We start from the raw sequence: 14,467 nt of genomic DNA, 5'->3' as shown, positions 1-14,467 counted from the left end.
CTTCATTTGTAGAACAAAAAACTAGATAGCAAAGACTATCTAGTTTTTCTCGCGAATATATTTTCTAACTTCGGAAATGAAATACAGAGAACCTGTTATGATAAAAACATCATGTTCTCCTATCATTTCAACCTTTGTATCAATTGCCTCTTTCCAATCTTCAAAAACTAATTTTGACTCTTGTTGCGAATACGATGCAAGCTTGTCAGCAGAAATGGCACGATCAAAGGCAAACGTTGTAAATATTATTTCATCAGCAACTTTTTCTAATTGCCCTACCATGTTATGTAACTGTTTGTCACCAAGAGCAGTAAATAAAACTATTACATTCTTCTTTTTATAATGTGCCTCTACTGTTTTTACAAGACTTTCAATACCTTCTGGATTATGAGCACCATCTATTATAATATCTGGATTACTTTGTAACTTTTCAAATCGACCAATCCAGTATGCTTCTTGTAAGCCAGCTTTTATTTCCTCTTCATCAATTAAAAATGATAAATATGTTTTTAAATACATTACTGCCATAAGCGCTAGTGCTGCATTGCCTACTTGATGAATACCTTTCATTGAAATCCGAACATTTTCAAACGAGGCGAATGGACAAGCAAAATCAAAGTGTTCCCCCTCTTCATTAGAATGTTTATGTAGTGTTGTAAACTGTTTTCCAAGTTCATATAAGCTTGCATGATTTTCCTTAGCAACCTTTTGAATTACTTGTAATGCTTCTTCATTTTTCACACCAGTAATAACTGGAACACCAGACTTAATAATCCCTGCCTTTTCATATGCAATTTCTCCTAGTGTATTGCCTAAAATATGCATATGATCGTGACCGATATTCGTAATAATCGTGAGAACCGGATGAATAACATTTGTAGAATCAAATCTTCCCCCAAGCCCCGTTTCAAATAAAACAACATCACAGAAATTAACTTTACCGAAATAACAAATTGCCATTACTGTAATAATTTCAAACTCAGTCGCTTCTCCTAAGTCCGTCTCATCTAATTTTTCAACGACTGGCTTTACCATATTTACAAGTTCTGCAATCTCTTCATCTGCAATCGGTATTCCGTTTACACTAATACGTTCATTGAATGTTTCTATGTAAGGCGATGTAAACGATCCTACTTTATATTTCGCGTCTTCTAGCATGTAGCGCATATATGTTAAAGTTGAACCTTTTCCATTTGTGCCCGCAAGATGAACACATTTTATATGACGCTCTGGATTTCCGAGTTCTTCTAACATCCATTGCATTCTTTCTAGTCCTGGTTTTATCCCAAATTTCAATCGGCTATGAATCCAGCTTATCGCTTCTTCGTATGTATGTATCACGTTTGCTATTCCCCTTTCAAAAGACAAACTTCGTAATTCTATTATACGCAAAGAAAAGAGACTCACCAATATAGTGAGTCTCTGAAAAATATTTTTATCCCGCTATTTGCCGGGCAGTAAGACTCCCACCTCAAAATTCAGCTAGAGCAAAGAAGTTGGGCGGGAGTCGTGCTTCCCGTAAACGCCCGATTGGTGAAGGCTAATAATCAGTGGGGGATGAACAAAACCCCCACTGATTAAAGTTTCACTTTATTTTTCAAGATCAGCTAGACGTTGACGAACTGCTTCGCGTTTTTCTAGATAATCTTGCTCTTTCGCACGCTCTCCGTCAATAACTTCTGCAGGAGCTTTCGCTACGAATCCTTGGTTTGAAAGTTTCTTCTGTACACGTTCTACTTCTTTATCGAACTTCTCAAGTTCTTTTTCAAGACGCGCTTTCTCTTCATCAAGATTGATAAGATCAGCTAATGGTAAGAATAACTCTGCACCTGATACGATTGCAGTCATCGCTTTTTCTGGCGCTTGTAAATCAATCTTAATTGTTAGTTCACTTGGGTTACAGAAACGCTCAATGTAAGAGCTGTTTTTCGTAAGCTGAGCTAGTACTACCTCGTCTTTTGCTTTAATTTGCATTTGAACTTTTTTGCTCATTGGCGTATTTACTTCCGCACGGATGTTACGAACAGAGCGAATGATATCAACTAGAAGGTGCATTTCTGCTGCCGCTTCTTTATCTTGTAAATCTTCGCGAACTGTTGGCCATGCTGCTACTGTAATAGACTCGCCTTCATGCGGTAAATGCTGCCAAATTTTCTCTGTTACAAATGGCATGAATGGATGTAATAGACGCATTGTTTGGTCTAATACGTAAGCTAAAATAGAACGAGTTGTTTTCTTAGCTGCTTCATCTTCACCGTATAGTGGAAGTTTCGCCATTTCAATGTACCAGTCACAGAAATCATCCCAAATGAAGTTGTATAATGAACGACCAGCTTCACCGAACTCATATTTATCCATGTTACGTGTTACGCTTTCGATTGTTTCGTTTAAGCGAGTTAAAATCCACTTATCCGCAACTGATTTTTCACCAGTTAAATCGATTTCTTCATACTTCATGTCATCCATGTTCATTAATACGAAACGTGATGCGTTCCAAATTTTATTAATGAAGTTCCAAGTAGATTCTACTTTTTCCATGCTGAAACGTAAATCTTGACCTGGTGCACTTCCTGTTGATAAGAAGTAACGCATCGCATCTGCACCGTACTTCTCGATAACATCCATCGGATCAATACCGTTACCAAGAGATTTACTCATTTTACGTCCTTGCTCATCACGAACTAAACCGTGAATTAATACATCTTTAAATGGACGCTCTCCTGTAAACTCTAAACCTTGGAAAATCATACGAGATACCCAGAAGAAGATGATGTCATAACCAGTTACTAAAGCATCTGTTGAATAGAACTTTTTAAAGTCTGCTGCATCTTCATTCGGCCAGCCAAGTGTTGAGAATGGCCATAATGCTGAACTAAACCATGTATCAAGCACGTCATTATCTTGATTCCAGTTTTCAAGATCTACTGGCGCTTCTGTACCTACGTATACTTCACCAGTTTCTTTATGATACCAAGCTGGAATGCGGTGTCCCCACCATAACTGACGAGAAATACACCAGTCATGAATGTTTTCCATCCAGCGTAAGTATGTGTTTTCAAAACGCTCTGGTACGAACGTTACTTTTTCTTCTTCTTTTTGTTGAAGCTCTACTGCTTTTTCAGCAAGTGGAGCCATTTTTACGAACCATTGTGTTGATAAATAAGGCTCAACAACTGCACCGCTACGCTCACTATGACCTACTGAGTGCATATGAGGCTCGATTTCTACTAATACGCCAGCTTCTTGTAAGTCTTTCACTAACTCTTTACGGCATTCGAAACGATCCATACCGTTATACTTACCAGCTTTTTCGTTCATCGTTCCATTTTCGTTCATTACTAAGATACGTGGTAAGTCATGACGGTTACCTACTTCAAAGTCATTCGGGTCATGAGCTGGTGTAATTTTTACAACGCCTGTTCCAAAGTCTTTTTCTACGTATTCATCAGCAATAATCGGAATCTCACGGCCTACGATTGGAAGTGTAACTGTTTTTCCGATTAAATGTTTGTAGCGATCATCTTCTGGATGAACTGCTACCGCTGTATCACCAAGCATTGTTTCTGGACGAGTAGTTGCAAGGCGAATGTGACCAGAACCGTCTGTTAACGGATAGTTCATATGGTAGAATGCACCTTGAACTTCTTTATGAATTACTTCAATATCAGAAAGAGCTGTGCGTGTTGCTGGATCCCAGTTGATGATATACTCACCGCGGTAAATTAAGCCTTTTTCATATAATTGAACGAATACTTTATTAACAGCGTTAGATAAACCTTCGTCTAATGTGAAGCGTTCACGAGAATAGTCTAGTCCTAAACCAACTTTCCCCCATTGTTGACGAATGTGAGAAGCGTATTCTTCTTTCCATTCCCAAGCTTTTTCAAGGAATTTCTCACGGCCAAGATCGTAACGTGAAATACCTTCTTCACGAAGTTTTCCTTCTACTTTCGCTTGCGTTGCGATACCGGCATGGTCCATTCCTGGAAGCCATAATACATCGTAACCTTGCATACGCTTTGTACGAGTTAAAATATCTTGAAGCGTCGTATCCCAAGCATGACCTAAGTGTAACTTACCAGTTACGTTCGGAGGTGGAATTACAATTGTATATGGTTGTTTCTTCTCATCTCCTGTTGCTTCGAAATATTTGCCTTCAAGCCACCACTTGTAAAGGCCTTCCTCAACGGACATATGATCATATTTAGTTGGTAAATTCTTTTCCGTGTTTGACATTATTTTCCCTCCTTGAAATAAAAAATGCCCCTCATCCAAAAAAGGACGAGGGACATCGCGGTACCACCTTTATTTACAAACAAATTCAGAATTTGCTTATACTCTTAATTTGATAACGGACAAATCCGTCTTTTCCTAATAAGAATCATTCCGTTCAGAAAAGATGCTCCAGGGCTACCTTCTAACATAACTATCTAGAGAACCTCCCAGCCAATGGTTCCCCTCTCTGAAGACGTTTCATGTTATACTCTTCCCCTTCAATGCATTTATGTGATTGTTAATTATTATATACAATAGTGTAAAAAACGAAACCTTATTCGTCAAGATAAATTTGAAACTACGACCTTTATCTCTTTATGGAACTAATAAAAAAAGATAAGCAGGGTTCTCCCTACTTATCTTCTTTATCCGTTCCCTTGCTGGGCAGCTTGTAATTGCGAAAGGAAATATTCTGTATTACTAATGAGCCAATGCGATTGCTGCAGAATTTTCACCCCGCGAAGCTCATTTTCTTCATTACGACTCTTTCTTCTTTTCGTATACGACTGAATTTGCCGAATAAAATGCGACGGGTACGTCATATACGCAAACATAAGAAGCTGCTCCTCTTTCGTAAATGGAAAATTTTTTTGATACATTTGATACCATTCAAAGCGGTCACTCCGCGCAATTGGATATGTGTTCAAAGACCTTGAATAAAAGCTGACGATATCCTGTACCGGTGTAGCAAACTGAGACTTTTCTAAACTAATAAAATAACCGTTTCGTTCATAATCAAATAAAAAGTGATTAAGCGATACATTTCCATGAACGAAAGTAGTACGTGTTTTTTCCTTTTCTTTCATTGCATCATGCCATTCACTTAATTGTTTCGTTGCAAACTCACGCGCTCTCATAACATGGTGATAATACGTACAATATTGTAATTCAAATGGGGACATATACCACTTCGCTTCAGATTCTAAAAGAAACTCTTCTAATATCTCACCATCATTCTCCCAACGGTCGGATATATTTGTATAATGTTTTTCTAAATCTTCTTCTGTATAAGTCTCCTCTTTCACCGTTTTTTGATGCAACGTCCCGAGCGTTTGAAACATCTTATGGTATTGATCATTATCTTCGCCATTTCCTTCCGCACGTTCTAACCAAGGCATTAAATAATAACTATACGTCCCATCACTTAAAACATAATTCCCGTCCGTCGTATGATAGATAGGTACATAATTCGAAAAACCTTTCTCCTTCAAATATTGAATATGGTGCAAAAAATTATTCCGCTCTAATTTTCTATCTTGTATTTTCTTTAACGCATACGGACCTTGATTCGTATAAATTTTCATTACACTTCCGTGCTCTTCCATATGCTGAGTGTCCAATCTATATTGCCTCACAATGGGTTCATAGCGATTTCGTAATTCAATATCCATACGAATAACCCTTTCTTATTCAAAACATAGCTTCTAGGAAAAGAAAAGAGGTGAGTGAAAAAACTCACTCACTTATTTCGCCGTTGCTTTCGAAACAGGAATATATATAATTTGCCCTGTAGTTAAATATATATCTTCTGATTGATTTACACGATATAAGTTTTGTACAGTCGTTTCATAACGTTCTGCAACCGATTCAATTGTATCTCCTTCTTGTACGAAGTACATTCTTAACTTCGTAAATTCTTCTTCTGGTTCTTTCGTAAATAATTTCGTTAAATAAAGTGCATTTTCATCTCGCTGTGAATATGCTTCTTCCTCTGGCTCTTCCTGCTTTTTCGCTTTTTCTTTCTTGAAATTTTTCCGCCCGAACAATTCAAATTGCGGCGTCGTTTCTTTCTCCTCTTCACGCTCCACAAGTTCATGTTCTTCTAATGCCTCTTCTTCTATTTCTTGCTCTTTTCTTTCTTCTAGCTGAAACGGTTCAAATGCATAATCTTCCCATCCATCTGATTCTTTATAGGCTGGTACCTCTTCGTGCGGCGCAGGTCTACTTTCATCCTCTTCAGCCGAATCAGCTTCCAACTCGGCATAAACCGTCTCTTCCTCTTCATCCTCGGTTCTTTCCTCGTCACATAAACCTGTAATAGATATATCCGCTAACAGTTGTAAGCAACCAGTTTCCTTTAATTCATAATCAAATTCCTCGATTGATACATATAATTCTTCAATTACTTTCACTCGATTTCTTGGAATTGATATTTCGAGCGGAAAGGAATGGACAAGCTCATTAACCCCGTCTTCCCTTGTTTCTACATAATCAATTGCCTTTGCTGGTGATAGCTCTCTTAATGAATAAGCTGAATCATCTTGCCTTGCAACGTACTCTCCCGTTAAATCTAATTGCCCTCTCACGATAACTTCATGATCGAGCTCTTCTATCTCAACGTCTGGATCTAACGAAATTGACAAAAGTTCTTCGACTTCCTGTCCCTTTTGGAACCAAACAGATTCTTTTAACGAAAATCGTAATGAATGATCTGTTGCCACTTCTTTTCCCCCTCCCAAACTATATGTCATTACAGATTTATGTATCTACGGCCTACTTTATGAATAAAAAAAATCACTCCCCTTATGGAGAGCGATTTTCTCTAAGAAATTATGCTTTTAATTTTGACATTGCAATTTCGGCCGCCGCAATTGTCGCCTCAATATCTGCATCACTATGTGCTGTCGATAAGAATAAACCTTCAAATTGAGAAGGTGGTAAAAATACACCTTGTTCTACCATTTCACGATAGTAAGCTGCAAAGAATTCTAAGTTTGAAGATTTTGCTGCATCATAATTAATAACCTGCTCATCTGTAAAGAAAATACCAATCATAGAACCTGCACGATTAATGTGATGCGGGATATTATGCTTTTCAGCCGCCTTACGTAGTCCAGCTTCTAACATTTCTGCTTTACGCTCAAATTCCACATATGATTCTGGCGTTAACTGCACTAACGTTTCATAACCTGCTGTCATTGCAAGTGGATTACCCGATAATGTTCCAGCTTGATAAATCGGTCCGCTTGGTGCAACTTGACGCATAATCTCTGCCTTACCACCGTATGCTCCTACCGGTAGACCACCACCGATTACTTTACCTAAACAAGTTAAGTCAGGAGTTACACCGTAGTAACCTTGTCCACAATTATAAGCAACACGGAATCCTGTCATTACTTCATCAAAAATAAGTAGTGCACCGTTTTGCTCTGTCACTTCACGAAGTCCTTCTAAAAATCCTGGTTGTGGAGGAACAACACCCATATTCCCTGCCACTGGTTCTACAATTATACAAGCGATGTCATCACCGAATTGTTCGAAAGCATATTTTACACTTTCTAAATCGTTGTACGCTACTGTAATCGTATTTTTCGCTACACCCTCTGGTACACCAGGACTATCTGGTAAACCTAGCGTCGCTACACCCGAACCTGCTTTAATCAATAAAGAATCACCATGGCCGTGATAACAACCAATGAATTTCAAAATTTTGTTACGTCCAGTGTAACCACGAGCTAAACGTAGTGCACTCATTGTCGCCTCTGTTCCAGAGTTAACCATACGCACAATCTCAATTGATGGTACACGCTCGATAACAAGCTGCGCTAATTTATTTTCAATTTCTGTTGGTGCACCAAAGCTTGTTCCTTTTTCAGCAACAGCTTTTAAAGCCTCAACAACACGATCGTTCGCATGACCATGAATTAAAGGTCCCCACGATAATACGTAATCGATGTATTCATTCCCATCGATATCATATACTTTAGAGCCTTTTCCGCGCTCCATAAACAGCGGATTCATACCAACAGACTTAAAAGCACGAACAGGGCTATTTACGCCTCCAGGCATTAAATCTTGAGCCTCTTCAAACGCCGCAATCGACTTATCAAACTTTTTCATTATTTAGCGCCTCCTTCTTGTAACCATCTTGCTGCATCTTTTGCATGATACGTAATAATCAAGTCTGCTCCTGCGCGTTTCATGCTAATTAATTTCTCAAGTACAACTTCTTTTTCATTAATCCAACCATTTTGCGCCGCTGCTTTAATCATCGAATATTCACCACTTACGTTATAAGCAACGACTGGTAAGTTAAAGTTATTTTTCACATCACGAACGATATCTAAATAAGAAAGAGCTGGCTTTACAATTAAGAAGTCGGCCCCTTCCATTACATCTGATTCTGCTTCACGGAATGCTTCCATACGGTTCGCTGGGTCCATTTGATATGTTTTACGGTCACCAAACTGCGGTGCACCGTGTGCTGCATCACGGAACGGTCCGTAAAATGCTGATGAATATTTCACAGCGTACGACATAACTGGTACGTGCGCGAAACCATTTTCATCTAATGCATGGCGAATTGCTGTTACGAATCCGTCCATCATGTTAGATGGTGCAATAATGTCCGCCCCTGCTTTCGCTTGACTTACAGCTGTTTTTGCAAGAGCTGCAAGAGACTCATCATTTAAAATAACGCCATCTTCAATAACACCGCAATGACCATGGCTTGTGAATTGACATAAACATGTATCTGCAACTACTACTAGCTCTGGGAACTCATCCTTAATTTGCTTAATTGCACGCTGTACAATTCCATGCTCACAATATGCCGATGATCCAACTTCGTCCTTTTCAGCAGGTAAACCAAATACAATAACAGAACGAATACCTAAATCAACGACCTCTTGCATTTCAGCTTGCAATAAATCTAAAGACATTTGATATACGCCTGGCATAGAAGGAACTTCATTACGAGTATTTTCTCCTTCTAATACAAAAATAGGGTAAATAAAATCTTCTGTATGTAAAAATGTTTCACGCACAAGTGCACGCATGCCCCCGCCTTGTCTTAGACGACGATGACGATTAAATTGTAAAGAATTCATAGATTTCTATCCCCATTCTTTTATTTTATCCCGCGTTAACGGGCAGTAAAACACCCACCTCAAAATTCAGCTGGAGCAAAGAAGTTAGGTGGAAGCCCTGCTGCCCGTAAACGCCCGATTGGTGAAGGCTAATAATTAGTGGGGATGAACCCCCCCCACTAATTAAAGTTTCACTTTATAGATTCACAAATGCATTGTAGTAATGCTTCTACAGTGTACTCTTTCGGCACAATAACATGTGGAAAATAAAGGTTCGCCTCTTTTTCCGTAATAGGTCCTATACAAGCAATTGTACATTTTTTCGTCCATTCTCTCCAGTTTGTACCCTCAAGTAAACGAACAAAACTATCAACAGTTGACGGGCTCGTAAATGTAATAATATTTACTTCCCCTAATTTCAATGCTGCTATAAGTTCTTGTTTTTTCTCTACATTCACCTTCGTACCATATACGATTAGCTCATCTAGAAAAACACCAAACTCCCTAAGTTTAACCGGGATTACATCTCTTGCTAAATTCCCTTTCGGAAATAAAATACGCTCGTTTCCACTTAATTCTTTTAGAAACTCTTCGGCAAATGCTTCTGCAACAAATGAGGTCGGAACAAAATGAACTTGATAGCCCCTTTTTTCTAACTCTAATTTTGTTTTCACGCCTACCGCAGCGATTTTAATAGTTAATGGTATTTTCTTTTTCAAACCATCTATAAAAAAAGCTACACCATTTTTACTCGTAAAAATAACCCAGTCATACGAATGTAGTTGCCTTGTTATACGTTGAATTTGCCTATGAGATGTGCCTTCCATACGCAAAAGCGGAATTTCCAATGGAATTCCGCTCCTTTCTTTCACTGCTACACTCATTTGTTTCGCTTGATGCTGGGCACGTGTAATCAATACTATTTTGCCAGCGAGAGCATCCATATTTATTGTTGCTCCTTATTTGCAGCAAGGATGAGCTCTTTTGCTCCTTGTTTAATTAAACGGTCCGCAGCCTCTAATCCAACTTGCTTCGGATCAATGCCTACTACTATCTCTTTCAATAAAACAGAACCGTCCATAGAACCGACAAGCGCTGTTAATTCGATTGCATCATTTTCTTTAAGAGTTGCATATCCAGCGATTGGAACTTGGCATCCACCTTCAAGTTTATGAAGAAATACTCGTTCAGCAGCCACTGTTCTTTCTGTTACTGCATCATTAATATGTGCTAACAACTGAAGTAAATCCTTATCATCCTCACGACATTCAATCGCTAATGCACCTTGTCCTACGGCTGGTACACATAACGTTTCATCTAAATGTTCTGTAATAACTTCTCCGTCCCAGCCCATTCTCTGTAATCCAGCTGTCGCTAAAATAATTGCATCGTAATCTTCATCTTTTAACTTACGTAAGCGTGTATCGATATTCCCGCGAATCCATTTCACTTGTAAATCTGGTCTCGCAGCTAGTAGTTGTGCACTACGTCTCAAACTACTAGTCCCTAAGATCGCGCCTTCTGCTAAGTCTTTAAACGATTCTCCGTTTTTAGAAATAAAAGCATCACGAGGGTCAACGCGCTTTGGTGTACAACCAATCGTTAATCCATCTGGAAGTACAGCTGGCATATCTTTCATACTATGTACAGCCATATCAATTTCTTTCGTAAGTAACGCGTGTTCAATTTCCTTTACAAATAAACCTTTTCCGCCTACTTTTGAAAGAGTAACATCTAAAATAACATCACCTTTTGTGACGATTTCTTTCACTTCAAATTCATATGGTAAACCAAGCGCTTTTAATTGATCGATAAACCAATTTGTTTGTGTTAATGCTAGTTTACTCTTTCGTGAACCTACAATAATTTTGCGCATAATTCTCTCTCCTCATTATAAATACCAAAAGTGGAAATTAGATAAACTGCTTAATAGAAAAATGTTAACTAGCATTACGAGAAATGCCCCGATATTCCACTGCACAATTTTCTTACCTTGCAACACATCTGCCGCTCGTAAATATAAGCCTGCACAATATACAAATAGAACGACAAAAGACCCGATTACTTTCGTATCATACCAATGGAAATTATCCAATTTTGTATATCCCCATATGCATCCTAATATAATTGCTAATAAGAAAAATGGAACAGAAAATAAATTTAATCCGTAAGACATAGATTCAAGCTTCGGTAAATTTCCTAATCTTCTTAATCTCGCATTCCATTTTTTCTTTTTTAATAGCCGATATTGCAATAAATACATAATAGAAAAAATAAACGATACAGTAAACGTTGCATAAGAAATAATCGCCATACCGACATGCACGTATACAAGTTCTGAAACTAATTGCTCTGCAAGTACTGGCGACATCTTTCCGAGCGGTGTAAAAATAGAAAAAGCGCTTACGCCAAATGCTACAACATTTGTAAAAAAGACTAAAAAGTCAATGCGCATAAATCGATTAATGACTAATGACATCGTAATCAATAACCAAACATAAAAATAAATCCCTGACAATAAAGTTAAAATAGGATTCGTTTCTGAATCTGTAGCCCTCAGCAACATAAAGATAGACTGCAATACCCATACAATCGAAAGTAACCAAAAAGCAAATCGGTTCGCCTTTCGGTTACTTTGAAAATAATCTATAAAATATAAACTAATGCTACAAGCATATAAAATAATTGCAATATGATAAATAATACTGTTATTTAAAAAACTCATCCGATCATCCTTCCAAGTTATAAAGATGGAACGGATGGTGTCCACGCTCTTTTATGTTCTACTTCTTCCGTATTTCCCGCTTCTTCCACTTCTAAATCAAAAATCTTCGCAAATAAAGCTAATTTTTCGCCAGCTCCCTCTTCAACAGCTAGTTCTTTAGCTACTAAAATTGGGTCTTTTAACAATTGATTAATAATACTTTTCGTATGTTTACTAATTACTTTTTTCTCACGATCACTAAGGTTTGGTATTTTTCGCTCAAGACTTTCCATCGTATCACTTTGAATTGCTAGCGCTTTATCACGAAGAGCCGATATTAACGGCACAACACCAAGCGTACTTAACCACGTTTTAAATAAAACCATTTCCTCTTCAATCATAAATTGAATTTTCTCTGCTTCTTTTAAACGTTCAGCACGGTTTGCTTCAACTACACCTTGCAGATCGTCGATATCATATAAGAAAGAGCCTTCTAATTCATCAATCGCAGGATCAATATCACGTGGTACTGCAATATCAACCATAAATAACGGACGACCAGAGCGCATTCTCTCTACTTTTGTCATCATTTCTTTCGTAATGACATATTCTGATGCACCCGTTGAACTAATTAAAATATCCGCTTCTAATAATGCACATTGCAATTCACTTAAAGGCTTTGCATGTCCCATATATTTCTCAGCCATCACTTCCGCTTTCGTAAGCGTCCTATTCATAACTGTTACTTTACGAGCTCCACTTCCGTATAAGTTTTGCAGTGCAAGTTCACCCATCTTACCCGCACCAAGAATAAGTACATGACAATCTGTTAAATCGCCAAATATTTTCTTTCCGAGCTCAACAGCAGCATAACTAACAGACATCGCACTTTCACCAATCGTTGTTTCTGAGTGCGCACGTTTTGCTAACGTAACCACTTGCTTAAACAACTCATTAAAAATTGTACCTGTCGCTTTTACTTGTTGTGCTTCTAAAAAGCTATCTTTTATTTGACCTAAAATTTGTGTCTCTCCAACAACCATAGAATCTAAACCACACGTTACGCGGAATAAATGATCTATTGCGCCATCTTGTTCAAAAATAGACAAGTATGGTGCGACTTCTTCTATTTCAAGCTGAAACCAATCAGCTAAAAACTTCTTAATGTAATACCGTCCCGTGTGTAATTGATCGACAACAGCGTAAATCTCAGTGCGATTACAAGTTGATACAATGACATTTTCTAGCACGCTCTTTTGGTTTTGTAATGTAGTCATTGCTTGCTCTAGCTCTGCTGCCTGAAATGTGAGTTTCTCACGAAATTCTACAGGGGCTGTTCGATAATTTACACTAACAACAAGAATATGCACGCAGCATGTCCCCCTTCACCCGTTTTATCACTTTATCTACTATCATAATACAACTTTCCTCTTATAAATCTGACAATCGTGTGAACAACTGATTATTTTTTATTTATTCTCCATATGTAATAAAGGAGCTTCAGTAAGATTAATAAAGAACTCTCTACTTTATAATGATTATAAAATAACAACTCTATTTGTACGTTACCAAAAAAAGTCCTCATAATCAAGTGATGGAAACTATTCCATATTAATTATAACATCATCTTTTCTATCTTCTTTCATCATGAAGGAAAATATGTATGATTGTTCCAAAATATAGTATTCACTTTCTCAATGCAATGCATTTGACATTGTATTTCTTTTTCGTTATATTGATTTTACAAAATTAAATTGCGCAAAATTAAAAAACACAAGGAGTTGCTTATGAAAGAAAATCCTTTGCATCTAGATAACCAACTTTGTTTTTCTATTTACGCTTGTTCTAGAGAGGTTACCCGTTTTTACCGCCCCTATTTAGAAGAAATGGGCATTACGTATCCCCAGTACATTACTTTACTCGTACTCTGGGAACAAGACGGACTAACAGTAAAAGAAATTGGGGAACGTCTATTTTTAGATTCTGGTACTTTAACACCTATGTTAAAACGGATGGAATCATTAAAACTTGTACAACGTGTTCGTTCAAAAGAAGACGAGCGAAAAGTTTGTATTGAATTAACAGAACAAGGTAAAGATTTAAAAGAAATAGCTTGTTCATTACCGACAACGATGGCTACAAAATTAGGAATTACAGAGCAAGAATATCATTCTTTATTAATCCAATTAAACACATTAATTGGAACAATGAAAAAAATTAATGATTGAAAAGGGGAATAAACATGAATAAATTATATACTGCTTCAGTAACAGCAACAGGCGGAAGAAACGGTAAGGTAGTTTCAGATGATGGCATATTAAATCTTGATGTAAAAATGCCAAAAGCACTAGGTGGCGCAGGCGGAGAGGCAACAAATCCAGAACAATTATTTGCAGCTGGTTATGCAGCTTGCTTTGATAGCGCATTGCAACTTGTAATTCGTACAAAACGTGTGAAAGTGGAAAGTACAGAAGTGACTGCACAGGTTTCTATCGGTAAAGATACAGATGGTGGTTTCGGACTATCTGCTGTACTTGACATACATGTTGCTGGTGTTTCTCATGCCGAAGCACAAGAACTTGTAGAAGCCGCTCACGGTGTATGTCCTTACTCTAAAGCAACAAGAGGAAATATTGAAGTTACATTAAACGTACGCTAAAATTTTAGTAAATAAAAAAAA

General features: G+C 37.7%; 12 protein-coding genes and 1 other annotated feature. Of the genes, 2 read left to right on the top strand and 10 right to left on the bottom strand.

Features of this window, described 5'->3' with window-relative positions:
* Positions 1-39 precede the first annotated feature (39 nt).
* The 10 genes from MR071_RS16355 to hemA form a co-directional block, all read right to left on the bottom strand.
* On the bottom strand, positions 40-1,341 hold the full coding sequence (locus tag MR071_RS16355) for a bifunctional folylpolyglutamate synthase/dihydrofolate synthase (RefSeq protein ID WP_105584368.1): 1,302 nt from the start codon (positions 1,339-1,341) through the stop codon (positions 40-42).
* 249 nt (positions 1,342-1,590) lie between these two features.
* Complete coding sequence (locus MR071_RS16350; protein WP_105584367.1) at positions 1,591-4,236, bottom strand: valine--tRNA ligase; 2,646 nt, start codon at positions 4,234-4,236, stop codon at positions 1,591-1,593.
* A 38-nt stretch (positions 4,237-4,274) separates the two neighbouring features.
* Positions 4,275-4,506: a binding site (T-box leader), on the bottom strand.
* A 134-nt stretch (positions 4,507-4,640) separates the two neighbouring features.
* Positions 4,641-5,666 (bottom strand): spore coat protein YsxE, encoded by a 1,026-nt coding sequence (ysxE, locus tag MR071_RS16345; protein WP_105584366.1) that lies wholly within the window; start codon positions 5,664-5,666, stop codon positions 4,641-4,643.
* Positions 5,667-5,738: 72 nt separating this feature from the next.
* The gene (spoVID, locus tag MR071_RS16340; protein WP_181149431.1) at positions 5,739-6,746 is read right to left on the bottom strand and encodes a stage VI sporulation protein D; all 1,008 of its coding nucleotides are present in this window, start codon (positions 6,744-6,746) and stop codon (positions 5,739-5,741) included.
* A 79-nt stretch (positions 6,747-6,825) separates the two neighbouring features.
* A complete protein-coding gene (hemL, locus tag MR071_RS16335) occupies positions 6,826-8,115 on the bottom strand; it encodes a glutamate-1-semialdehyde 2,1-aminomutase (RefSeq protein WP_105584364.1) in 1,290 nt (429 codons plus the stop codon).
* Positions 8,115-9,104, bottom strand: a complete 990-nt coding sequence (gene hemB, locus MR071_RS16330; RefSeq protein WP_242236956.1) for a porphobilinogen synthase — start codon at positions 9,102-9,104, stop codon at positions 8,115-8,117. Before hemB ends, hemL begins: the two co-directional genes overlap by 1 nt.
* Before the next feature lie 170 nt (positions 9,105-9,274).
* Entirely contained in the window at positions 9,275-10,027 is a 753-nt protein-coding gene (gene hemD / locus MR071_RS16325; RefSeq protein WP_242236953.1) for a uroporphyrinogen-III synthase, read from the bottom strand.
* A gap of 2 nt (positions 10,028-10,029) precedes the next feature.
* Positions 10,030-10,959 (bottom strand): hydroxymethylbilane synthase, encoded by a 930-nt coding sequence (hemC, locus tag MR071_RS16320; protein WP_105584362.1) that lies wholly within the window; start codon positions 10,957-10,959, stop codon positions 10,030-10,032.
* A 15-nt stretch (positions 10,960-10,974) separates the two neighbouring features.
* A complete protein-coding gene (locus tag MR071_RS16315; protein ID WP_105584361.1) occupies positions 10,975-11,808 on the bottom strand; it encodes a cytochrome c biogenesis protein in 834 nt (277 codons plus the stop codon).
* A 17-nt stretch (positions 11,809-11,825) separates the two neighbouring features.
* A complete protein-coding gene (gene hemA, locus MR071_RS16310) occupies positions 11,826-13,157 on the bottom strand; it encodes a glutamyl-tRNA reductase (protein WP_002034196.1) in 1,332 nt (443 codons plus the stop codon).
* A gap of 417 nt (positions 13,158-13,574) precedes the next feature.
* Here hemA and MR071_RS16305 point away from each other — a divergent pair, with 417 nt between their 5' ends.
* Complete coding sequence (locus MR071_RS16305; protein WP_105584360.1) at positions 13,575-14,015, top strand: MarR family winged helix-turn-helix transcriptional regulator; 441 nt, start codon at positions 13,575-13,577, stop codon at positions 14,013-14,015.
* Between the two features lie 14 nt (positions 14,016-14,029).
* Entirely contained in the window at positions 14,030-14,446 is a 417-nt protein-coding gene (locus MR071_RS16300) for an organic hydroperoxide resistance protein (RefSeq protein WP_105584359.1), read from the top strand.
* Positions 14,447-14,467 lie beyond the last annotated feature (21 nt).

Origin of the sequence: Bacillus cereus group sp. BfR-BA-01316, from assembly GCF_022664195.1 — a bacterium.
Classification (GTDB): Bacteria; Bacillota; Bacilli; order Bacillales; family Bacillaceae_G; genus Bacillus_A.
The sequence above is the reverse complement of the archived record's forward strand: the minus strand, read 5'-3'. Positions and strand labels throughout refer to the sequence as shown.